Origin of the sequence: Bacteroides propionicigenes (assembly GCF_018390535.1) — a bacterium.
In the GTDB taxonomy this organism is placed as follows: Bacteria; Bacteroidota; Bacteroidia; order Bacteroidales; family Bacteroidaceae; genus Bacteroides; species Bacteroides propionicigenes.
This window is the reverse complement of the sequence record NZ_JAHBBW010000014.1, coordinates 37,553-61,167: the sequence shown is the minus strand read 5'-3', so window position 1 is coordinate 61,167 and position 23,615 is coordinate 37,553. Positions and strand designations below refer to the sequence as shown.

Annotated in this window: 20 protein-coding genes; 7 read left to right on the top strand and 13 right to left on the bottom strand. The window is 46.4% G+C overall.

From position 1 onward, the window contains the following. Positions 1-23: 23 nt before the first annotated feature. The 11 genes from KG118_RS14895 to KG118_RS14845 all read right to left on the bottom strand — a co-directional run bounded on the left by KG118_RS14895 (position 24) and on the right by KG118_RS14845 (position 12,924). Positions 24-1,409: a UDP-N-acetylmuramate--L-alanine ligase gene (locus KG118_RS14895; protein WP_117711676.1), complete on the bottom strand. Its 1,386-nt coding sequence runs from the start codon at positions 1,407-1,409 to the stop codon at positions 24-26. A gap of 7 nt (positions 1,410-1,416) precedes the next feature. Next, positions 1,417-2,565, bottom strand: a complete 1,149-nt coding sequence (murG, locus tag KG118_RS14890; RefSeq protein ID WP_117711675.1) for an undecaprenyldiphospho-muramoylpentapeptide beta-N-acetylglucosaminyltransferase — start codon at positions 2,563-2,565, stop codon at positions 1,417-1,419. Between the two features lie 38 nt (positions 2,566-2,603). Then, positions 2,604-3,887, bottom strand: a complete 1,284-nt coding sequence (locus KG118_RS14885) for an FtsW/RodA/SpoVE family cell cycle protein (protein ID WP_117711674.1) — start codon at positions 3,885-3,887, stop codon at positions 2,604-2,606. Continuing rightward, positions 3,888-5,222 (bottom strand): UDP-N-acetylmuramoyl-L-alanine--D-glutamate ligase, encoded by a 1,335-nt coding sequence (murD, locus tag KG118_RS14880; protein ID WP_117711673.1) that lies wholly within the window; start codon positions 5,220-5,222, stop codon positions 3,888-3,890. Positions 5,223-5,277: 55 nt separating this feature from the next. Further along, positions 5,278-6,546, bottom strand: coding sequence for a phospho-N-acetylmuramoyl-pentapeptide-transferase (gene mraY / locus KG118_RS14875; protein ID WP_117711672.1), 1,269 nt, complete (start codon positions 6,544-6,546; stop codon positions 5,278-5,280). Between the two features lie 66 nt (positions 6,547-6,612). Then, the gene (locus KG118_RS14870; RefSeq protein ID WP_117711671.1) at positions 6,613-8,061 is read right to left on the bottom strand and encodes a UDP-N-acetylmuramoyl-L-alanyl-D-glutamate--2,6-diaminopimelate ligase; all 1,449 of its coding nucleotides are present in this window, start codon (positions 8,059-8,061) and stop codon (positions 6,613-6,615) included. A gap of 30 nt (positions 8,062-8,091) precedes the next feature. Beyond that, positions 8,092-10,191 (bottom strand): penicillin-binding protein, encoded by a 2,100-nt coding sequence (locus tag KG118_RS14865; protein WP_117711710.1) that lies wholly within the window; start codon positions 10,189-10,191, stop codon positions 8,092-8,094. Positions 10,192-10,350: 159 nt separating this feature from the next. Beyond that, positions 10,351-10,710 (bottom strand): FtsL-like putative cell division protein, encoded by a 360-nt coding sequence (locus KG118_RS14860; RefSeq protein ID WP_117711670.1) that lies wholly within the window; start codon positions 10,708-10,710, stop codon positions 10,351-10,353. Positions 10,711-10,741: 31 nt separating this feature from the next. Beyond that, entirely contained in the window at positions 10,742-11,668 is a 927-nt protein-coding gene (gene rsmH / locus KG118_RS14855) for a 16S rRNA (cytosine(1402)-N(4))-methyltransferase RsmH (RefSeq protein ID WP_117711669.1), read from the bottom strand. Between the two features lie 20 nt (positions 11,669-11,688). After that, entirely contained in the window at positions 11,689-12,180 is a 492-nt protein-coding gene (gene mraZ, locus KG118_RS14850; RefSeq protein ID WP_117711709.1) for a division/cell wall cluster transcriptional repressor MraZ, read from the bottom strand. Between the two features lie 240 nt (positions 12,181-12,420). Next, the gene (locus KG118_RS14845; protein WP_117711668.1) at positions 12,421-12,924 is read right to left on the bottom strand and encodes an RNA polymerase sigma factor; all 504 of its coding nucleotides are present in this window, start codon (positions 12,922-12,924) and stop codon (positions 12,421-12,423) included. A 228-nt stretch (positions 12,925-13,152) separates the two neighbouring features. Here KG118_RS14845 and KG118_RS14840 point away from each other — a divergent pair, with 228 nt between their 5' ends. Together KG118_RS14840 and KG118_RS14835 are read left to right on the top strand one after the other, a co-directional pair. After that, a complete protein-coding gene (locus KG118_RS14840) occupies positions 13,153-13,971 on the top strand; it encodes a 1-acyl-sn-glycerol-3-phosphate acyltransferase (protein WP_117711667.1) in 819 nt (272 codons plus the stop codon). 37 nt (positions 13,972-14,008) lie between these two features. Then, the gene (locus tag KG118_RS14835; RefSeq protein WP_117711666.1) at positions 14,009-14,995 is read left to right on the top strand and encodes a GNAT family N-acetyltransferase; all 987 of its coding nucleotides are present in this window, start codon (positions 14,009-14,011) and stop codon (positions 14,993-14,995) included. Here the strand turns inward: KG118_RS14835 and KG118_RS14830 are convergent, their stop codons facing one another. After that, positions 14,996-16,342 carry a deoxyguanosinetriphosphate triphosphohydrolase gene (locus KG118_RS14830; RefSeq protein WP_117711665.1) on the bottom strand — a complete coding sequence of 449 codons (1,347 nt, stop codon included), beginning with the start codon at positions 16,340-16,342 and terminating at the stop codon, positions 14,996-14,998. A gap of 117 nt (positions 16,343-16,459) precedes the next feature. Between KG118_RS14830 and dut the strand changes: the two genes are divergently transcribed. From dut to KG118_RS14810, 4 genes are read left to right on the top strand one after another with little or no spacing between them, the layout of a single operon-like run. After that, positions 16,460-16,891, top strand: a complete 432-nt coding sequence (dut, locus tag KG118_RS14825; RefSeq protein ID WP_117711664.1) for a dUTP diphosphatase — start codon at positions 16,460-16,462, stop codon at positions 16,889-16,891. A 12-nt stretch (positions 16,892-16,903) separates the two neighbouring features. Beyond that, positions 16,904-18,658 (top strand): tetratricopeptide repeat protein, encoded by a 1,755-nt coding sequence (locus tag KG118_RS14820; RefSeq protein WP_117711663.1) that lies wholly within the window; start codon positions 16,904-16,906, stop codon positions 18,656-18,658. A gap of 44 nt (positions 18,659-18,702) precedes the next feature. Further along, positions 18,703-19,281, top strand: coding sequence for a DUF4292 domain-containing protein (locus KG118_RS14815; RefSeq protein WP_117711708.1), 579 nt, complete (start codon positions 18,703-18,705; stop codon positions 19,279-19,281). Continuing rightward, the gene (locus KG118_RS14810) at positions 19,278-20,576 is read left to right on the top strand and encodes a murein hydrolase activator EnvC family protein (protein WP_117711662.1); all 1,299 of its coding nucleotides are present in this window, start codon (positions 19,278-19,280) and stop codon (positions 20,574-20,576) included. Before KG118_RS14815 ends, KG118_RS14810 begins: the two co-directional genes overlap by 4 nt. 3 nt (positions 20,577-20,579) lie before the next feature. Here KG118_RS14810 and KG118_RS14805 read toward each other — a convergent pair whose 3' ends face one another. Further along, positions 20,580-21,647, bottom strand: a complete 1,068-nt coding sequence (locus tag KG118_RS14805) for a M20 family metallo-hydrolase (protein WP_117711661.1) — start codon at positions 21,645-21,647, stop codon at positions 20,580-20,582. A gap of 121 nt (positions 21,648-21,768) precedes the next feature. Here KG118_RS14805 and KG118_RS14800 point away from each other — a divergent pair, with 121 nt between their 5' ends. Further along, positions 21,769-23,574, top strand: a complete 1,806-nt coding sequence (locus KG118_RS14800) for an AMP-dependent synthetase/ligase (RefSeq protein ID WP_117711659.1) — start codon at positions 21,769-21,771, stop codon at positions 23,572-23,574. The last annotated feature ends 41 nt before the right edge of the window (positions 23,575-23,615 follow it).

The window sequence follows — 23,615 nt, the reverse complement described above, 5'->3', positions numbered from 1 at the left end:
ATTTACTGTTTCACGATTTATTATTAACTGTTTGCTCTCTGTTCAAGCAATTGGGTTATGGAAGGCACATAGTTATCCAAGTCGCCGGCTCCCAACACTATCAGCACTTCGATAGGTTTCTCCGAAAGCAGGTTCAGAATATCTTCTTTCTTACAAATGCACTTTTCGATACCTGGGCGCAGGTTGTCATAAATGAGCCGGCTGCTGACACCGGGAATGGGTTGCTCGCGGGCAGGATAGATTTCTGTCAGAATCACCTCGTCCAATAGAGAAAGACTGTCTGCAAACTCTTTGTAGAAATCCTTGGTGCGGGTATAAAGGTGCGGCTGGAAGATAGCGGTTATCTTCTTGTCCTTGTAGAGTTCGCGAATGGACGTTACGCTTTGTGCGATTTCGGCAGGATGATGGGCGTAGTCGCTGAGGAATACGAGCTTGTCTGTTTTAATCTTGAAGTCAAAGCGGCGGTCTACTCCGCGGAAACTTGCCATTCCTTGTTTGATTTCCTCATCGGTGACCCCGTTCAGGTGGGCAAGCGCCATGGCAGCCACGCCGTTTTCTATGTTGATGCCGATGGGCACACCGAGCCGGATGTCATTGATGCGGGTGTCCGGCGCAACGAAGTCTATGAAGATTTCACCATTGCCGATGCGGATATTCTCTGCATGGAAGTCTCCTTCGTTGCGAGAGTAGGTGTATATCTTTACTCCCGGTTGTACCTCCGGCTGCAAGGCAAGGCCTTTACGGATAATCAATGCGCCTCCCGGTTGGATAAGGGTGGTGTAGTGGCGGAAACTTTCAAGGTAAGCTTCGCGTGTACCGTATATATCCAAATGGTCGGGGTCTGTGGCGGTGATGACGCTCATATAGGGAGAGAGCCAGTGAAAGGAACGGTCGAATTCGTCCGCTTCAATTACAGTGTACGGGCTGGTTTGCGACAAAAGCAGGTTTGTTCCGTAGTTTTTGGAAATACCGCCGAGAAAAGCGGTACAGCCTATATGCGACTGGTGGAATAGGTGTGCGGCCATTGTACTCGTAGTGGTCTTTCCATGAGTGCCGGCAACGCACAGTCCCTTGCTGCTGCGGGTGATTGTACCCAGTACTTGGGAACGTTTATGTATCTCAAAGCCGTTTTCATGGAAGTATGTCAACTCAGCATGTTCTTGAGGAATGGCAGGGGTGTACACAACCAGAGTGCTTTCTTTCTCCTTACAATTCTCCGGAATGAGGGCGACGTTTTCCTCATAATGTATTTGTGCACCTTCTGCAATCAGATGTCCGGTCAGCGCGCTTGGTGTGCGGTCATACCCTGCTACGAATTTGCCTTTGGAAAGGAAATAGCGTATCAGTGCGCTCATGCCAATGCCGCCGGCGCCGACGAAATAAACGGATTTTATAGTTTCTATATTCATGTCCTTGTCATTTTATAAGTTTCAGTACCTCTTTGGCAATGATTGTTGCCGAGCCGGGTAGTGCCAATTTGGCGATATTGTTACTCAATTCTTTCAGCTTACTACTGTCTTTTACGGTTGCCAGTGCTACGGGCAGAAGTTTTTCTTGGGCTTCCGCATCCTTTACATAGATAGCGGCGTCTTTATCGACGAGCGCCAGCGCATTCATGGTCTGGTGGTCTTCCGCCACATTGGGCGATGGAACAAGGATTACAGGCTTGCGCAGCAGGCAGAATTCAGAGATGGAACCTGCACCGGCGCGGGAGATTACCAAATCGGCTGCCGCATAGGCATTCGCCATGTCTTTGATGAAATCTGTTACATACAGATTAGGAATGGCGTTGATATGAGGATGATGCACGGCTTCACCGGTTGCTGTGGTGATGGCGGCTCTTACTTGGTCGATGTATATTTTACCGGTTTGCCAAATGAACTGTATGTCGGGGTTCTGCCGAATGATGTCAAGCCCTGCGGTTAAAGTCCGGTTAATGGTTCGCGCCCCAAGACTACCGCCCAATATCAGAATAGTCTTTTTGGACGGGTCCAAACTGAAATAGCGTACGGCTTCTTCGTGCGAAATGGAATGTCCGAACAGATTTTGACGGACCGGGTTGCCGGTCATGATAATTTTCTCTGCAGGAAAGAACTTTTCCATACCTTCGTAGGCAACGCATATCTTACAGGCTTTCTTGGCAAGTAGCTTGTTGGTGACACCTGCATAAGAGTTTTGCTCTTGTATTAAGGTTGGAACTCCCATCATTCCTGCCGTTTTCAGGGTAGGACCACTGGCATAACCGCCTACGCCTACTGCCACTTGCGGACGGAATTGTTTGATGATTCTGCGCGCCTTCCATTGGCTGCGCGCCAGTTTTACCAATACGGCAAAGTTCTTCCACAAATGCTTGCGATCAAATCCCGCTACAGGCAGACCGATAATCTTGTAGCCGGCATCGGGTACACGCTGCATTTCCATACGCCCTTCTGCGCCTACAAACAGGATTTCCGCATCGGGGCACAACTCCTTAATTGCGTTGGCGATGGATACAGCCGGGAAAATATGTCCGCCTGTGCCGCCACCGCTGATAATAATGCGCGGCTTGTTATTCTTTGTTTCCATATCTAAGTTTATCTACTTGCTACTACTGATGATTAATCTTATTCAAATTCGGCATCGCTGTTCAGCATTTTGGCTGTCGGCTCTGCGGCGCTTTGCGCCTCACTGTAAATACTCTCGTCTCCGTTGCCGGCTTCTACTTGCATGGTGATTTGCGCATCGTGTTCTCTCTGTTCTTCCAGCTTGGCTGTATATCGGCTGACGCTTAATATCATGCCGATATAAGCGCAGTTTATCAACGTAGAAGTACCTCCCTTGCTGATAAGCGGTAGCGGCTGTCCGGTAACGGGAGCCAACCCCACGGCTACCATCATGTTGAAGACGGCCTGTGACACCAGTAACAGGGCGATGCCGATGATGAGAAAGGCGGGGAAAGTACGGTCGCATTTCTTGGCAATACGCCCTACACGTATCAATAGGCAGATGTAGAGGAATACAACTACGACTCCTCCTACCAGTCCGAGTTCTTCGATGATAATGGCAAAGATAAAGTCGGAGAATGCCTGGCTCAAGAAGTCCCGCTGCACGGAATTACCCGGACCTTTGCCCACAACATTGCTGGTGGCAACGGCGATACGTGCGTGGGCTATCTGTGCATCTTTGTCTATGTCAAACTTGGCGGCGGGTACTTCCTTGTCACTCGTGAATTTCTCAATACGGGCGCGCCATGTATCAAACCGGTGCAGGAAAGGTATGTCGCTGTTCTTTGTCATCAGCAGGAAAGTTACGGCAATAATACCTACCGATGCCAAACCGCCAATCAGTATCAATAGTTTTTTTGCGGAGACACGTCCTATGAACATCATCAAAAAGACCACCCCGAACAACAATGCCGCTGTGGACAGGTTCTCCGGAGCAATGAGCAGGCAGATAACTCCGGTTATTATCATAATCCGCTTGAAAGCCTTCGGATTGGCGCCGTCCTCGTCCTGCCCTTTGGATAGTATAAAAGCCGTGACGATGATAACCGCCATTTTTGCAATCTCCGAGGGCTGGAACTGTATACCCATGAATGTCATCCAGCGTGCCGCGCCATTGATGCGCTCCATCATCATAACCAGCACCAGCAATATTGCGGAAGCCGGCAACAGGAAGACGGGAAACACTTGGAACCATTTATAGGGGATGTTGTGCATAAGAACCACAATCACAGCACCCACCATTAGAATAATGCTGTGCTGGGTGATAGGGCCCCAATGGTCGCCACTCTTGTAAGTAAGCGTACTGGCAGCACTGAACACCTCTGTGATGGAGATGAGACAGAGGAAGAGGAAGATAATCCAGATTACCTTATCTCCTTTGAATATGCTTTTTAATAAATCCATTTATAGCTCTCTTACGTATTTCTTAAATTGGTCACCTCTGTCTTCGTAGCTCTTGAAGAGGTCGAATGAGGCGCAACAGGGGCTCAATAATACCGTTTCACCTTTCTGTGCCAGCTTGAAAGCTGCATCTACCGCATCTTTCATACCGGTTTGCACATCGGCTACAGGCAGACCGAAACGGTCAAAAAACTCATGCAGCTTTTCATTGTGCAGCCCCAAGTAAACTAAGGCTGAGCATTTGGTGCGTACCAAGTCCTCTATTTCGGTATAATCATTCCCTTTGTCTTTGCCGCCAAGAATAAGTACGGTCTTGGTTGTCATGCTTTGTAAGGCATACCAGCAAGAATTGACGTTGGTTGCTTTGGAGTCATTGATGAACCGGATGCCGCGTACGGTCGCCACTTTTTCCAATCGGTGCTCCACACCCTTGAAGTCGGACAGGGCTTTGCGTATATCTTCTTTCCTGATACCTGCAAGGTTGGCAGAGATACCGGCAGCCAGTGAATTATAGAGATTGTGGGTTCCGTGCAGGGCAAGCTCCTCTTGTTCCATATTGAAAGCGATAGGCTCGTTGATTTCCACTTCGCCGTCTTCCACATAAGCGATGGCTCCATCCTCTTTCACGGCGGCAAAAGGATAGGGATGCGCTTTCAGACCATGCTTCTCCAACTCCTTGCGGATAATAGGGTCGTCGTTCCAGTAGATGAAGGCATCTTCCGGCGTCTGGTTTTGCGTGATGCGGAATTTGGCATCTACGTATTTCTGCATACAATGATCGTATCGGTCCAGATGGTCGGGAGTGATATTCATCAGGACAGCGATATTGGCACGGAACTTATACATATTATCCAGTTGGAAGGAACTGAGCTCGATAATATAATAATCGTGCTTTTCCATTGCTACTTGCAAGGCAAGGCTGTTGCCGATGTTTCCGGCCAGCCCCACGTTCAGTCCCGCACTCTTAAAGATGTGGTAAATGAGCGAAGTAGTGGTAGTCTTACCGTTAGAACCTGTAATACAAATCATCTTGGCGTTTGTATAACGTCCGGCAAATTCTATCTCGGAGATGATAGAAATACCTTTTTCTTTTAACTTCAGAATCAGCGGAGCATCATTAGGGATACCGGGGCTTTTTACCACTTCATCGGCATTGAGTATCAGTTCTTCCGTATGCTGTCCCTCCTCCCAAGCAATGTCATACTTGTTCAACAGTTCCTTGTACTTGTCTTTAATGGCGGACATATCGGATACGAACGTGTCGAAACCCTTGACTTTGGCAAGTACGGCAGCTCCCGCGCCGCTTTCGCCTGCTCCTAAAACTACAATTCTACTCATACTTTATTATAATTAAGAATGAAGAATGATGAATGAAGAATTCCTCATTTAATTGTTATCTTATCTTTAACGTTATAATTGTTATTGCCGCCAGTACAATGGTTACAATCCAGAAACGGACGGTAATCTTTGATTCATGGAACAATTGCGTCGGTTGGGTAAATACCACTTTGCAACCGGGTTCTATCAGGTTCATGCCGGTGCGGAAGTGGTCGTGTATCGGCGTTCGCTTAAAGAGACGCTGCTTGACTCCTTTTCGTTTACCGGCCTTGTAATATACCCGTTGCAGAATCACCGACAGGTTCTCTACGAGGAATATGCCGCAGAGAATCGGTATCAATAGTTCTTTGTGAATAATGATGGCGTATACGGCAATGATGCCGCCGATGGTCAGACTACCCGTATCACCCATGAATACTTGTGCCGGATAAGCATTGTACCAGAGGAAGCCTATCATTGCACCGATAAAGGCGCAGATGAAGATTACCAGTTCTTCCGACCCAGGGATATACATGATGTTCAGATAACCGGCATATTCGATGTGGCTGGATACGTATGCCAGTATACCCAAAGTCAGACCGATGATGGCGGAGTTGCCCGCTGCCATGCCGTCCATGCCGTCATTCAGGTTAGCGCCGTTGGAAACGGCTGTCACAACGAAGATTGTGACGAATACGAACAGTATCCAGCCGGCTGTTTGGGCATGCTCTCCCAGAAAGGATACGAGGTCGGCATAGTCAAGGTTATTGCTTTTGAAAAAAGGAATGGTAGTCTGTGTAGCCTTGATTTCTTTGGCGGCATGTACTACTTCAATGCCTTGTCCGGGCTTTTCCACTTCGATGTTTTCACGAATAACGACCTGCGGGCTGAGATACAGCGTAAGTCCTACGATGAGCCCGAGACCTACCTGACCGATAATCTTGAACTTACCGTGCAGGCCTTCCTTGTCTTTCTTGAATATCTTGATATAGTCGTCGGCAAATCCCAATGAGCCCAACCAAACGGTTGTGACAAGCATTAGAATCATATAGATATTACCTAACTTGCCCAGCAACAGGCAGGGAATCAAAATGGCAAAGATTATGATTACCCCGCCCATACTTGGTACGCCCACCTTGTTTACGCCAAACGGGTCGATACTGGCATCCCGCTGTGTTTCGGTGATTTGCTTGCGTTTTAATAAATTAATGAACTTGTCACCCCATATACTCGAAATGAGCAATGCCAGGATGATAGCCATTAACGCCCTGAAAGATGTATAACCGAACATACCCGCACCGGGGAAGTCGTATTTATCTAACCATTGGAATAAGTAGTATAACATAGTCTCTCTCTTTTATAATAATAAGTGATAAGGGGTAGTGTGATGTCACATTACCGCCTTATGACTCTAAAACATAATCGCCTTTAACTCTTCTTTGTCATCAAAATGGTGTTTCACTCCTTTTATCTCCTGATAATTTTCGTGTCCTTTGCCGGCAACGAGGATTACGTCTCCCGGTTGTGCCAGCATACAGGCGGTTTTTATGGCTTCTTTTCTATCGGTGATGCTGATCGTTTTCTGCAAATCGTCTTTGTCCAAGCCTGCCAGCATATCGTTGATGATGTCTTGCGGCTCTTCAAAGCGGGGGTTGTCGGAAGTGATGATAACCCGGTCGCTCAAACGGGCTGACTCTTTCGCCATGATAGGGCGTTTCCCTTTGTCGCGGTTGCCGCCTGCGCCAACTACGGTAATAACCTTTCCCTTACCTTCCAATACGCCGTGGATGGCATTCAGCACATTCACCAAAGCATCCGGAGTATGGGCGTAGTCTACAATGGCGGTAATCCCCTTCGGGGAACGGATTGAGTCGAATCTGCCGGCTACCGGATGCAGAGTGCTGAGGGCAACGAGGACATCTTCTTCTTTTTTGCCTAATAACACGGCTGCGCCGAACACGGCAAGAAGGTTGGACGCGTTGAACCTGCCGATGAAGCGTACGGCCAGCTCGCGGTTATTGAAATCGAGCAACATCCCTTCAAAATGAGATTCCAATACTTTCCCTTTAAAGTCGCTGAGGCTTCTTAATGAATAGGTATATACGTGCGAACGTGTATTCTGAGTCATAACCAGTCCGTTCTTATCATCCAGATTGGTCAGGCTGAACGCATTCTTCGGCATATCGTCGAAGAACTTCTTTTTCGCCTTGAGGTAGTTCTCCACTGTCTTATGATAGTCCAAGTGGTCACGCGTAAGGTTGGTGAAGATACCTCCGGTAAACTTCAGGCCGCTAATGCGTTGCTGTGCGATGGAGTGGGAACTGACTTCCATAAATGCGTATTTGCATCCGGAGTCTGCCATCTCGCCCAACAGGCGGTTGAGGGTAATCGGGTCCGGAGTGGTATGCTCGGTCGGAACGGGCTGGTCGTCGATGTAGTTGCATACGGTAGAAATCAGTCCTACTTTATACCCGAAATAGCGGAATGTATTATATAATAAGGTGGCGATGGTTGTTTTGCCATTGGTGCCGGTTACGCCTACCAACTCCATTTTGGAGGTAGGGTCGCCGTAGAAGGTGGTGGCAATCTTGCCTACCGCATTTTCGCTGTCCTTTACTTGGATATATGTAATGTCGGGGTTAAGCTCTTCCGGCATATCTTCGCACAGCACAGCTATAGCGCCTTTGTCAATGGCTGTCGGGATATATGTGTGCCCGTCGGTCTGCGTGCCGCGCATTGCCATAAACAAATGTCCGGCCGCCACTAAACGGGAGTCTATATTTACTCCGGTTATATCAATCTCCGTACTGCCGATAATCTGTATCGGTTGTATCGCTTTTAATAGTTCGCTTAATTTCATACCTTATTATATATAATGTATATTCTATTGTTAACGTAAAGTCAAGGCTATTGTCTGACCTCTTACCAGCCGGCTTCCACCCGCAATGGACTGGCTTCTTACTTTGCCGATTCCGTTGAGGCGTACTTTGAGCCCTTTGCTTTCCAGCAAATAAACGGCATCTTTGGCCCCCATGCCCACTACGCTGGGTACTATGCCGGCGGAAACCTTCTGATTTTGCAGGATAACGGCAGACGGGGCAGCCTGGCTGTGTCCCCATAATTCTCTCCCTTTTTGTGTTTCAAACTGTTTCTGTACCGGAACATCCAATGTGTTGAGCACACGCAACGCTTCGTTCATCTCTCCGGCCTTTACTGCAGGAATCACATTTGTGGTGCTGTCTATCGCACTGCGTATGTCAAATCGCAGATTCTTGGCATATACCCTCTCTGCAATCTTGCTGAATACGCTACCCGCCATTAAACCGCCCGATGCCGGAAGTCCCGGCTTCTGTATGGAGACGATGCAACTGTATTTGGGAGCCTCTGCCGGGAAGTATCCGCAGAAGCTGACGAGATAATTCACCCGTCCTGCCTTATACCCGGCGGCGCCTTGTGAAATCTGTGCCGTACCCGTTTTGCCGGCTACGGCAAATTGCTTGCTTCCCGCAGGCTTTGCCAAACCTTCGGAGACTACTTTGTACAGAATCTCCCGTATCTGCGTCAGCGTATTGTCCGAGCAAATCTTGGGATTGATAACCTCCGTAGGGAATTCATGCACAACCTCACCGTCTTTCACCGCCGCTTTCACGAATTTCGGGCGTACCATCGTACCGTTGTTGGCAATGGCGTTATAGAAAGTCAGGATGTTCAGTGGCGGTACTTGCGTTTCGTAGCCTATACTCATCCAAGGCAAAGTAGTCTTGGCAAAGTAACGTTCTTTCGGACCGCGGATGTTAGGCTTACCTTCTCCGGCTATTTGCAGATGAAGCGGGCGGTCTATGCCGATACGCTTCAATCCGTCTACAAACTTTTGCGGATTGTCGCTATAGTGCTTGTCGATAAGGTAAGAAACGCCGATGTTGGATGATACTTCCAGAATACGTGTCACATTGATTTTGCCATATCCGCCCCGGTGCCAGTTATGGTCTTTCATCGGGCGGCCGTGCATCATCATGATGCCGTTGCCCGTATCAACCTCGGTGTCGGGGGTGATTTTTCCGTCTTCGAGGGCTACCATGATGGAGGCTGTCTTGAATGTGGAGCCCGGCTCCAGCATATCACTGATGGCATTGTTGCGCATTTCGTAATAGTTGCCGTCACCCGCTTTCATCATGTTGACAATGGCTTTTACTTCTCCCGTTTGTACTTCCATCAATACGGCGACACCTACATTGGCATTGATTTCTTTCAGCTTGTCTATCAATGCTTTCTCGCAAATATCCTGCATACCTACGTCGATGGTGGAGATAATGTCGCAGCCGTCTACGGGAGCAATGTCCACTATGTTCAGGTATTTGTTCATCACCTTTTGGCGATGGGTGATGCCGTTGCGTCCTTTCAACAGCGTATCAAATGCCAGCTCGATACCGTTCTTTGCCCCTTGTGCCGTGTCGGCGTAGAGGTCGCCCAACGTACGGGCTGCCAAAGAGCCGAAAGGCTTTTTGCGCTGATTGTAAATCTGTTCGTGGAAGCCGCCTTTGTATTTGTTCAGGTTGAACACCGGTAACCTCTTGGCTTCTTTGTACTGGATGTAAGAGATGCGTTTGGGGTAAATCAGGTAATTACGGCTTCCCTTTTTGCGCCCTTTTAACAAGTGTCTTTTAAATTCGGCGGCGCTTTTATCGGGGAATATTTGGTGCAGTCCTTCGCATATTTCACCCAGATGATTCATAAGCATGGTGTCTTTCTTCTCACCACCGGCTTTGAAGTCCATATAGATGCGGTACTCCGGCAGGGAACTCGCCATTAGCTTACCGTCGGATGAAAGGATGTTTCCGCGGTTGGGTTTCACCGTAACATTCTCCTTCACAAAGCGGTCGGCGACATCTTGCCAGTACTGCCGTTCGGCAAACATGATGACAGTGCCTTTTACGATAATAGCTACTCCTATCAGTCCCATGACGAGGACTACGAAGAAGTAACGGGTCATTATATTTTTCTTGTTTACTGCCAAGGCTTTTTTTAGTTTACTATTTCACTATTTACAATTTACTAATTCATGGTCTACGATTTACTAAATCGTTGCTTGCAATTTACTAAATCGTCGTGTACGATTTACTAAATCTTATTTGCTCCTCGTACCTTGCGCCTATTTGATTAAATATGGCGGATTGGTTGAAGTCTGCAAATCGCTTTCTTTCGTTGCAATATATTCTTCGATGCGCGATTGGCGGCTTCGTTCCATCAATTCGGAGCTGCGCGTCAGAGCATCGTATTTTATATCTATCAACTCTTTTTTGAGTTTGTCTATCTCTATCATCTGTTGCTGGCAAGCGTAACGGTTGTGGATGTAGAACAGAATAAGAACCATGATAAGGACAAGTAGTTTTGTCTGACGACGGAAAAAGTCCGTAGCCAGAATATCGCCGCCTATAATATTCTTTAGCGAAGTGTGTCTTTTTACTTTTTCGCTTTTTTGTTCTTCTTGTTTGGTACCTGTCTCGTTCATCACCTTGTTATTTTACCACATTACCGTCTTGTCACTTCTTTCCTTCCGCCACTTTTTCCGCAATCCTCAGCTTGGCGCTTCGTGAACGCGGATTACGCTCAATCTCGGCTTCGTCCGGAACAATCACTTTGTTGTTTACCAAACGGAAAGGCGTTTGCACGTTTCCGAAGAAGTCTTTTTCCGCCTTGCCTTCTATGTTGCCGGTCTTCATTATGTTTTTCACCATGCGGTCTTCCAGCGAATGGTAGGTGATTACTACCAACCGGCCGCCGGGCTTTAATGCTTCCGTAGCCGCATAGAGCATTTCTTTCAGCGCTTCCATCTCTTGATTGACTTCGATGCGCAACGCTTGAAATACTTTTGCAAGTTCTTTCTTTTCTCTTTCGCGTCCGAATAGGGGCTTGATAATGTCCAGGAATTCTCCGATGGTGCTAATCTTTTGGGTAGCGCGTGCCTTGGCTATGACAGACGCTAATTTGCGGCTGTTCTTTAATTCTCCGTACAAATAGAATATATCGGCAAGACGCTCTTCGTCGTATGTATTCACAATATCGGCAGCGGTGAGCCCGGCACGCTTGTTCATACGCATATCGAGCGCTCCGTCGAAACGGAAAGAAAATCCCCGCTCGCTGTCATCGAAGTGGTGTGATGACACACCGAGGTCGGCAAGTACGGCATCCACTTGCTCGATACCGTGATAGCGCAGGAAATTATGCAGATAGCGGAAGTTGCTGCGTACAAATGTAAAGTGCGGGTCGTTTACGATGTTTTGTTCCGCATCCTCATCTTGGTCAAATCCCAGTAATCTTCCTCCTTTGCCTAAGCGGGACAGTATTTCCCGGGAATGACCGCCTCCGCCGAATGTTACGTCCACGTACGTTCCGTCCGGACGGATGTCCATTCCGTCAACACTTGGCATTAGTAATACCGGAATATGATATGTCGTTTCTTCCTTCATTTTTCTTTCGTTAGAATCGTTTATTGCTCTATTGTCTCACCACTTCTCTCTGTCGCTTCCCAATTATCATCTCCCAGAATATCTTGTAACGCTTCGCTGAACTCTTCCGGGTTCATGAAAGGTTGTTCAGCCTTCTCTTTCGCCCAGATTTCAATGGTGTTGTCCACGCCGATAAAGCGTACATCGCTTTGTATGCCTGCCATTTGCAAGTAACGCTTAGGCAGCAGGATACGTCCGTTCCCGTCGGGAATCATGATTTCCGCATCACTGACGAATTGCCGGAAGATTTGTTGGTGTTTGGCATTCCACTTGTTCAGCCTCTGCCGAAGTTGGGTTTGCGTTTTGAACCAGACGCTTTCGGGATAGAGTATCAAGCAGTCTTGGAATACGTCTTTGCGCAATACAAGTCTTTCTTCGGAAACGGCTTGTAGCTGTTTCCGGAAGCTGGCGGGGATAAATACGCGTCCCTTTGTATCTGTCTTTGCTTCAATATTGCCTAAAAAGCGTATCATTTTCACCTTATTATAATAAGCGACGGTAAAAATACACATTTCCCCACAATTCCCCACAATGTTTTAACTAAAATCTTGCTTAGAAGTTTTCAACAAGTTGTTGATTACTTATACTGTTGAAAATGAATATGGTGCTGTATCACTTTATTGGTGGGGGATTGATGCGGGTATTGGATAAAAAAAATCATCCCATGAGATGAATGTGCTTATCTCATGGGATGACTTTATATCGGGTGTTAGTTAAACAAAATCTTTCAAATCTTGTTGTAGTTTTTGGCGGGTAAAGAAGATGCGGCTTTTTACGGTTCCTAATGGAAGACCCAGCTTCTCAGCTATTTCGCGGTATTTAAAACCGGAAACATGCATGGAGAATGGAACTTTATATTCACGCGGCAGTGCGTTGACAATGCGGTGCATTTCTTTCAGGTCGTATGTGCTTTCCGTACTCTCAAAGGCGGAGTCACGCGGCAGGTTCAGATGATAAAGATTGTCTGTCTGGTCTACAAATGTCTGGTCGCGCACAACTTTACGGTAGTTGTTGATAAAGATGTTGCGCATGATAGTATATATCCACCCCTTGAAATTAGTATCGGGCATGTATTTATCTTCATTATCCAAAGCCTTGAGAGAGGTTTCCTGAAGAAGGTCGTTTGCTTCTTCGCGGTCGGAGGTGAGCTTATATGCGAAGCGTAATAAGTCGTTTTGTACTCCAACCAGATCTTTTTTAAATGTAATACTGTTCATAATGTGCTTTGTTAAATGATTACTTGTTCGTTTAGCTTTTCAGCAATGCAAGTTTACGGAAATTTTAGCTTTGTGACGGGTGGTTTTTAGGCAATCTTTGGGGTAAAATCTATCAATTGATAGATTTTAGGTGCTGTTTGATAGATTTTGGGTGCAGTTTTCTATCAAATATTTGCATTTAATTAAAAAGATGCGTTAATTTTGCGCAATCATTTCATCATAAAAAGAATGGCTGACGACTCTTTATTTTTGATTGACATTGATAAGATTCTTCGGGAGAAAGCTCCGAAGCATGTAAAATATATCCCTAAGTTTGTCGTGTCTTATTTGAAGCGCATCGTTCATCAAGATGAATTGAATGTCTTTCTGAAAGAGTCGAAAGATAAAGTTGGGGTGGAGTTTCTGCAGGCTTGTTTGGACTTCCTTGATGCCAAATTGATTGTAAAAGGCGAGGAGAATCTGTCTAAGGACGGTCTTTATACGTTTGTTTCCAATCATCCTTTGGGCGGACAGGATGGAGTGGCGCTGGGTTACGTGCTTGGAACTTATTACGATGGAAAGGTGAAATATATGGTAAACGACTTGCTCATGAACCTGCACGGATTGGCTCCCCTTTGCATTCCTATCAATAAGACCGGCAAGCAGGCTAAGGACTTTCCGAAAATGGTGGAAGCCGGATTTGCGTCGGATGACCAACTTATTATGTTTCCTGCCGGACTTTGCTCGCGTCGTCAGAATGGGGTTATCCGTGATTTGGACTGGAAGAAGACATTTATAGTAAAGAGTGTTGAAGCACATCGTGATGTAGTTCCCATTCATTTTGAGGGACGTAATTCCGACTTCTTTTATAATCTGGCCAATCTTTGTAAAACGTTGGGCATCAAGTTCAATATTGCCATGCTTTACTTGGCGGACGAAATGCTGAAAAACCGTCATAAAACATTTACTATTACAATAGGCAAGCCTATTCCCTGGCAAACATTCGATAAAACGAAAACACCTGCACAATGGGCGCAGTATGTGAAGGATATCGTGTATAAATTATAAGTTGAAAATTGAATATTAAAAAATAGAAAATCGGAAGATGGAAGATATTATTGCACCGATAAGCAAAGAATTGCTGAAAGCGGAGTTGACTGAAGACAAACGCTTGCGCATGACGAACAAGAGTAATAATCAGATATACATTATTACCGCTCAGGACTCACCTAATACGATGAAAGAAATCGGGCGTCTGCGTGAGATTGCATTTCGTGCTGCCGGTGGCGGAACAGGGTTGTCCATGGACCTTGACGAATACGATTTGATGGATAATCCCTATAAGCAGTTGATTGTCTGGAATCCGGAAGCGGAGGAGATATTGGGCGGTTATCGCTATATTCTCGGTACGGATGTACGCTTTGACGAGCATGGGGCGCCGATTTTGGCTACTGCGCATATGTTTAATTTTTCCGAGAAGTTCCTGAATGAGTATCTTCCTACCACCATCGAACTCGGACGTTCATTCGTGACGCTCGAATATCAGTCTACCCGTCGTGATAGCAAGGGATTGTTTGCGCTGGATAATTTATGGGACGGTTTGGGCGCATTAACGGTGGTTATGCCTAATGTGAAATATTTCTTCGGAAAGGTTACCATGTATCCCAGTTATATCCGTAAGGGACGCGACATGATTCTTTATTTCTTGAAGAAGCATTTTGCGGATAAGGATAGCTTGATTACTCCGATGAAACCGTTACAACTGGAAGCTGACGAAAATGAATTGGCAGCTTTATTCTGTAAAGATACATTTAAGGAGGATTATAAGATTCTGAATGGTGAAATCCGTAAATTGGGATACAATATTCCGCCGTTGGTGAATGCGTACATGAGTCTTAGCCCGACAATGCGTATGTTCGGTACAGCTATTAATTACGGTTTCGGTGATGTGGAAGAAACGGGAATCTTAATCGCTGTCGATGAAATTCTGGCAGAGAAACGTATCCGGCATATCCAGTCATTCATCGAGAGCGAACCGGAATCATGCAATCTGACTTCCGGAGCGAATAAGATATTTTTTCCAAGCAGGTAATTACACGGCCGGCAGACTGTTTCCGTTGATTTTCCGGTATAGGTCGAGGGCAAATACGTCCGTCATTCCGGATATGTAGTCTAATACGGCTTGCACTCTTTCATATAACGCAGTTGCTTTCATGTTGTATTGATCGGACACCCGGTTGATGAGCAACTGCGAATATGTTTTTTCCGGTGAACATACCGCATCAATCATCAGTTCGAGCAGAGTGCTGATGATGCGAAATCCGGCAAGTTCTATATCCAATACGTCACGCGAACGGTATATCTTTTTGAAAGATACCTTCTCGCAATTTTTATAGGCTGTGGCAGGCCGTTCTGCAATATGCTTGATGAGACTTCCCTCAAATTCTCCTTCCAAAATTTGCGTTTCATTGTCAAGGAATGCTTGGGTGCATTCGCCGATAAGCAACCCGATGACAGAAGAACGCAGGTAAGCAATCTGTTCATTGGTGTCGCTCACAATCTTGAACGTATCGAGTATGTGCGCTTTGCGCTCATCAGGGAAATAAGACAGTAATAAGTCCTGTGTTTCCTGAGTTGTCAGAATCTTCAGTTTGTGGGCATCTTCAATATCCATCATCTGATAGCAAATATCGTCTGCGGCTTCTACCAGATAAACGAGCGGGTGGCGTGCGTATTTTAGGGGCGAGTCATTAAGCTTCTTCATGCCTAATTCTTCAGCTATCCGCCGAAAGCTTTCTTCTTCGGTCGTGAAGAATCCGAATTTGGATTTTTGTCCCGCTAAACTCGATGAAAAGGGATATTTTACGATGCTGGCAAGTGTGGAGTAGGTTAGAACGAAGCCGCCTTTGCGGCGTCCTTCAAATTGGTGGGTAAGCAGGCGGAAGGCATTTGCGTTTCCTTCAAAGTGTGTCAGGTCTTCCCATTGCGCCGGGGTGAGTTGTTCTCCGTTAGGTTGCTGTTCTTTTAAAGCCAATCCTTTCCCTTCCGAAAAGAAAGTGGAAATGGCACGCTCGCCGGAATGGCCGAATGGCGGATTGCCCAAATCGTGTGCCAAGCATGCGGCGGAAACAATAGAACCGATTTCCGGCAGATAAGAACTTTGCAATTCGGGACGTCGGGCAAGGATGGCTTTGGCTACATCATTACCCAATGAACGGCCTACACAAGAGACTTCCAAACTATGTGTCAACCGGTTGTGTACGAATATGCTTCCGGGCAGGGGGAATACTTGCGTCTTGTTCTGTAGTCTCCGGAAAGGTGCGGAGAAGACGAGGCGGTCGTAATCCCGCTGAAATTCGGAACGGTTCTCGCGGCGTTCTTTATGAAACTCTTCCAAGCCGAATCGCTTGGCAGATATGAGGGTATTCCAGTCCATCATGTTGTTACTTTCTTATTATTTAACTGCAAATGTATGACTATTTGCTTCAAAATCCGTAATTTTGCCCGTTAAATAGTGAATTTAAAGTAATCTCAATCGTAAATAGCAAATTGTAGTATGACTGTCCAAATTATAAATAAGTCGAAACATCCGTTACCCGCATATGCCACTGAATTATCTGCCGGAATGGATATCCGCGCCAACCTTTCCGAACCGATAGCTTTGGAACCCTTGCAGCGTTGTTTGGTTCCTACAGGTTTGTACATTGCTTTGCCGGCAGGTTTTGAAGCGCAAATCCGTCCGCGTAGCGGTTTGGCTATCAAGAAAGGCATTTCGGTATTGAATTCTCCGGGAACCATCGATGCCGACTATCGCGGTGAAATCTGTATTATCCTCGTAAACCTTTCTTCGGAAACATTTGTAATTGAGGATGGCGAACGAATAGCCCAAATGGTAATAGCCCGCCATGAGCAGGCTGTATGGCAGGAGGTGGACGTGTTGGACGAAACAGAACGCGGCGCCGGTGGCTTTGGACATACGGGCGTATAACAAGAAGCTTGCATGAGAAATAAGAATATTTACATAATCGGATGCTTATTGGCCTGTGTGCTGTTTGTTTCCTGCGGCACTTCCCGCCAGAAGATGAAAGTGCAATCGGTGGAGACTGCCGTGCTCGCTCCGGAACAGCAGCGTAAGTATGATTACTTTTTTCTGGAAGCAGCCCGCTTGAAGATTCAGAAAGATTATGATGCAGCTTTTGATTTGTTGCAGCACTGTCTGACTATCAATCCGAATGCTTCGTCGGCTCTATATGAACTGGCTCAATATTATCTGTTCTTGAAACAAGTGCCTCAGGGACAAGCTGCATTGGAGAAAGCTGTGGAGAATGATCCCGGCAATTATTGGTACAGTCAGGGACTGGCAAATCTCTATCAGCAGCAGGATGAGACGGAAAAAGCGACGAAGCTGTTGGAAAGTATGTCCGTACGTTTCACTGATAAGCTTGATCCGCTTTATGCCTTGTTGGATATCTACAATCGGCAGGAACAGTACGATAAGGTAATTGCCACCTTGAACCGTATTGAGGGAAAGATGGGCAAAAGCGAGCAGCTGAGTATGGAGAAGTTCCGTATCTACCTGCAAATGAAGGATAATAAGAATGCTTTCCATGAGATAGAGAGTTTGGTTGCGGAGTACCCGATGGATTCCCGTTATCAAGTTGTGCTGGGTGATGTGTATATGCAGAACGGGAAGAAGGAAGAAGCATATAATATGTATCGTAAGGTGTTGGATGCAGAGCCGGACAACGCTATGGCGATGTATTCGCTGGCATCTTATTATGAGGCGACCGGTCAGAAGGAACTCTATCAGCAGCAGATGGACACATTATTGCTCAACAAGAAAGTGCCGTCGGAAACAAAGCTGAATGTAATGCGGCAGTTCGTGGTGCAGAATGAGCAGGACGGTAAGGATAGTACGCGGGTCATCAACCTTTTCAACCGTATTCTGGAACAGGAACCGGATGATGCGGGCATACCGATGCTTTATTCCCAATACCTTTTGTCTAAAGGCATGAACAAAGAAGCATTTCCCGTGCTGCGCCAAGTATTGGCAATAGACCCTACCAATACGGCTGCACGTATGATGTTGCTGGGTGAGGCGGTACGCAAGGAAGATTACAATGATGTTATCAATTTGTGTGAAGCGGGTGTTGAAACCAACCCTGAAATGTTGGAGTTCTATTTCTATCTGGCCATTGCTTATAATCAGGCGGAACGGACTGATGATGTGATTTCCGTCTGCCGGAAAGCATTGACGCAAATCACGGCCGACAGTAAGAAAGAGGTTGTTTCGGATTTCTATTCCATCTTGGGAGATGCTTACCATACGAAAGACCTGAATACGGAAGCTTATGCCGCTTATGATTCGGCATTGGTGTATAATCCTTCCAATATCGGAGCATTGAACAATTATGCTTATTACTTGTCCGTTGAGCGCCGCAATCTGGACAAAGCAGAGGAGATGAGTTATAAGACGGTAAAGGCAGAACCCAATAATGCTACTTATCTGGATACTTATGCTTGGATTCTGTTTGAGAAAGGCAATTATGCCGAAGCCCGTTTGTATATAGACGATGCCATGAAAAATGATGGCGGCAAGAGTGATGTTATCGTGGAACATTGCGGTGACATCTATTATATGACAGGTGATGCGGATAAGGCTTTGGAATACTGGAAGCAGGCATTGGAGATAGGAAGTAAGTCCAAAACGCTGAAACAGAAGATTCAGAAGAAGAAATATATTGATGAAAAGTAAGGCGATAGGGGGATAAAGTGATAAATGATAAAAGTGATAAGGTGATGGTACAGACAAAATTCAATAGTAAGACACTGGTCTTTATGCTTTTTCTTCTCTGTTGTTTGGCAGGTTGTAAGACTTCCCGTAAGGCGGAGACATCCAAATTGCCTGAAAGCGCCCGTTACTTATCTTCTAAGGTACGATTGACAGTTCCTACCAAAGATGCCGTTTTCACCGTCAACGGAACGATGAAATTGATAAGCGGTGAACGGATGCAGCTCTCTTTCCTTATGCCTATTATACGTACAGAGGTGGCGCGCATGGAAGTGACGCCCGAAGAAATATTACTGGTAGACCGCATGGGTAAGCGTTATGTGCGGGCTACTCGCAAAGAATTGAAGGATGTATTGCCGAAGAAAGCCGATTTTGTCCATTTGGAAAAGATACTGTTCGATGCTTCCAAGCCCAATGGGAAGAAGGAATTGTCCGGAAAGGAACTGGGTATCCCTTCATTGGAGAAGGGTAGAATTGAGTTGTCCGGCTTCTCCAGTACTTCGTTTTCCCTGACGCCTACCGAACTGTCTTCAAAGTATACACAAGTCGAGTTACATGAAATATTAGAAATGCTGATGAGCTTATGAAACGTTTGCTTTGTATTTTTATAAGTTGTTTCTGTCTGGCCCTTCCGCTTCTTGCACAGTCTAACAAGCTGATAAAAGAATTGGAAAGTAAGCGCGGCGCTTTGCAAAAGCAGATTACGGAATCGGAAACACTTCTGAAAACTACAAAGAAAACCGTAAGCAGCCAGCTGAACGGACTTGCCGCCCTGACCGGGCAGATAGAGGAGCGCAAGCGCTATATTCTTACCATAAATAATGATGTGGAGTCGATAGACCGTGAGTTGGCGTCACTGGAACGTCAGTTGGGGAAATTACAGCGAGACTTGAAGGACAAGAAGAAGAAATACGACTCGTCCGTGCAATATCTTTATAAGAATCGCTCCATTGAAGAGAAGCTGATGTTTATTTTCTCCGCCCAAAGTTTGGCGCAGACCTATCGCCGCTTGCGTTATGTACGAGAGTATGCCACTTACCAACGTCTGCAGGGCGAGGAAGTGCTGAAGAAGCAAGAGCAGGTCAATAAGAAGAAAGCGGAACTACGGCAGGTACGGACTGCCAAAGCCAATTTGCTGAAAGAGCGTGAAGCCGAAAAGGTAAAGCTTGAAGCGCAGGAGAAGGAAAAGCGTACTCTTGTAACCAGTCTGCAGAAGAAGCAGCGCGGATTGCAGAATGAGATTGCCAAGAAGCGTCGTGAAGCCAATCAGCTTAATGCACGCATCGACCGCTTGATTGCTGAAGAAATAGAGAAAGCCCGCAAACGCGCCGCAGAAGAAGCGCGTCGTGAAGCGGCTGCCCGCAAGAAAGAAGGGGCAAAGACGGATAAGCCGGCAACATCCGCCTCCAAAACAAAAGCGGCTCCTCTGGAGACCTATACTATGAGCAAAGCCGATCGCGAGTTGTCCGGTGACTTTGCCAATAATCGTGGTAAGTTGCCTATGCCTATCAGCGGGGCTTACATCATAACCAGCCATTACGGGCAATATGCGGTGGAAGGATTGCGCAATGTCAAACTTGATAATAAGGGTATCGACATTCAAGGAAAACCGGGAGCGCAAGCTCGTGCCATCTTCAACGGCAAGGTAGCGGCAGTATTCAAGTTGAACGGGTTGTTTAATATCCTTATCCGTCATGGAGCTTATATTTCCGTATATTGTAACCTGTCTTCTGCCTCGGTGAAACAAGGTGATATGGTTACTACCAAGCAGGCTATCGGCCAGGTATTCTCGGACGGGGCTGATGGCGGGCGCACGGTACTTCATTTCCAGCTACGCCGCGAGAAGGAGAAACTGAATCCCGAACCTTGGCTGAACAGGTAGGTCTTATATCTTTGCTCCGTCCAATAATTCCAGATAGAGCGTAATCGCCTCTTCAATCTCCCTGATGAAAATAAATTCATCGGCTGTATGGGAACGGCTGCTCTTGCCCGGTCCTATTTTCATGGATGGGAATGACATCAACGCTTGGTCTGAAAGTGTAGGAGAGCCGAACGGCACTCTGCCCAGCTCGACAGCTTTTCTTACCAGCGGATGGTCGGGTGAGGCGTGCGAAGAACTCAAACGGAAAGAGCGGGCTTTGGCTTCACAACCGATATGTTTCTGTATTTCGTCGAAAAGCTCCTGATTGCTATAACATTCATTACTGCGGATGTCGACAACGAATGTGCAACGATCCGGTATCACATTGTGCTGTGTCCCTGCATTTACCATGGTTACACTCATCTTCACCGGCCCCAGTAAGGGCGATTCTTTCGTGAAACGGTAGTCGCGGAACCAGGCAATATCGTTTAGTACCTTATATATGGCGTTGTCGCCTTCATTTCGGGCGGCATGGCCCGATTTACCGTAAGCGATAACATCCAGTACCATTAGTCCTTTTTCGGCAATGGCGGGTTGCATCTCCGTGGGCTCACCCACAACGGCGAATTGTATGGGCGGCAGTTCCGGCAGTACGGATTCTATTCCGTTCTTGCCCGACACTTCTTCTTCGCAGGAAGCCAAATAAATGAGATTGTATGCCTGTGTAGTCCGGCAGAGTTGCAGGAACACTTGCAACAGACTAACGACACTTGCTCCGGCATCGTTACTCCCTAAGCCATAAATCTTGCCGTTCTCTTCCGATGGGGTGAACGGAACTTTCCGCCACCCGTTTACAGGTTTCACCGTATCAATATGTGAGTTTAACAGCAACGTCGGCTTGCTCAAGTCGAACATCGGGCTGAGACACCATACGTTGTTGCCTTTTCTTCCGGTTGACATTCCCTGCATTTCGATGTAATTCTGTAGAAAGTCCGCAGCTTGTTCTTCTTCGCGGCTTAATGAGGGAATGGCTATCAATGATTTAAGCAATCCGGTAGCTTCGGAAACCAAAGTCTGTATGTCGGTTATCATCGTCAAGATTAGTTATATATTTGTTATTACTTTGCAAACTTACGGATAAATCCCGAAAAAGGGAGATAGTTTCAAATAAAACTAATACCTTTGTGCCCATATTTACCAATTTATTAAAGATATGACTTATCATCATTTGTCTGTCATGGTACACCGTCAGGCAGAGAAGTATGGAGACAAAGTAGCCCTTAAATACAGGGACTATGAAACATCACAATGGATACCTATCACTTGGAATAAATTCTCCCAAACAGTACGTCAGGCAGCCAATGCGCTGGTGGCTTTGGGAGTGGAGGAACAGAGGAATATCGGTATCTTCTCACAAAATAAACCAGAATGTTTGTTTACTGATTTTGCAGCTTTTGCCAATCGCTTGGTGACCATACCGCTGTATGCCACCAGTTCCTCGGCTCAGGCGCAGTATATTATTAATGACGCTCAGATACGCTTCCTTTTTGTAGGCGAACAGTTTCAATACGATGCGGCCTTCAGCGCATTCGGTTTTTGCCATTCTTTGCAGAAGTTGATTGTTTTTGACCGTAGTGTCGTGCTCGACCCTCGCGATAAAACATCTATTTACTACGATGATTTCCTTGCGTTGGGCGAGGGACTTCCTCATAACGATGTTGTAGAAGAGCGTACCGCCCGTGCGTCGGACGACGATCTTGCCAATATTCTTTATACATCCGGTACTACCGGTGAGCCGAAGGGAGTTATGCTGCATCACTTCAACTACAGAGAAGCTATACGCATTCATGACATTCGCCTGACCGCCATGACGGATAAGGACGTGTCCATGAACTTCCTTCCGCTGACACATGTATTTGAGAAAGCCTGGACTTATCTCTGCATTCACAGAGGAGTACAAGTCTGCATTAATCTTCGCCCGGCAGATATTCAGACCACTATCAGGGAAATACGTCCTACGTTGATGTGCAGTGTTCCCCGCTTCTGGGAAAAGGTATATGCAGGTGTGCAAGAGAAGATTGCGCAGGAAACCGGTTTGCGGAAGGCGATGATGCTGGATGCCATCAAAGTAGGCAAGATACATAACATAGATTACCTGCGTGCAGGCAAAACACCGCCGTTGATGCTTCATTTGAAGTATAAGTTTTATGAAAAGACTATTTATGCTTTGCTGAAAAAGACAATCGGTATTGAGAATGGTAACTTCTTCCCTACGGCAGGTGCGGCTGTGTCCGATGAAATATGTGAATTTGTACACTCCGTAGGCATCAATATGGTAGTGGGCTATGGACTGACGGAGTCTACGGCTACCGTTTCCTGTTTCCTCGACAAGGGATATGAAATAGGTTCGGTAGGAACTGTGATGCCCGATGTTGAAGTGAAAATAGGAGAGAACAATGAGATTCTGCTCCGAGGCAAGACTATTACTGTCGGCTATTACAAGAAGCCGGAAGCTACTGCTGCGGCTATCGACAAAGACGGTTGGTTTCATACAGGTGATGCCGGTTATATGAAGGGTGACCACTTGTATCTGACTGAGCGCATTAAAGACTTGTTCAAGACTTCCAATGGCAAGTATATTTCCCCGCAGGCTTTGGAAACCAAGCTGGCAATAGACCGTTATATCGACCAGATTGCTGTTATTGCCGATCAGCGTAAGTTTGTGTCCGCCCTGATAGTTCCCGTGTACGGCTTGGTGAAGAATTATGCCAAAGAGAAGGGACTTGAATATAAGGATATGGAGGACTTGTTGCAACATCCTAAGGTACAGGGCTTGTTCCGTGCCCGCATTGATACGTTGCAGCAACAGTTTGCTCACTATGAACAAGTGAAACGTTTCACTTTATTGCCCGAACCGTTTAATATGGAACGGGGCGAGTTGACAAATACATTGAAGCTGAAGCGCTCTGTGGTATCAAAGAACTACAAAGAGTTGATTGATAAGATGTACGAAGAATGAAACTTTTGCACTATCTTTGCATCCGAAAAAGATAGAATTTG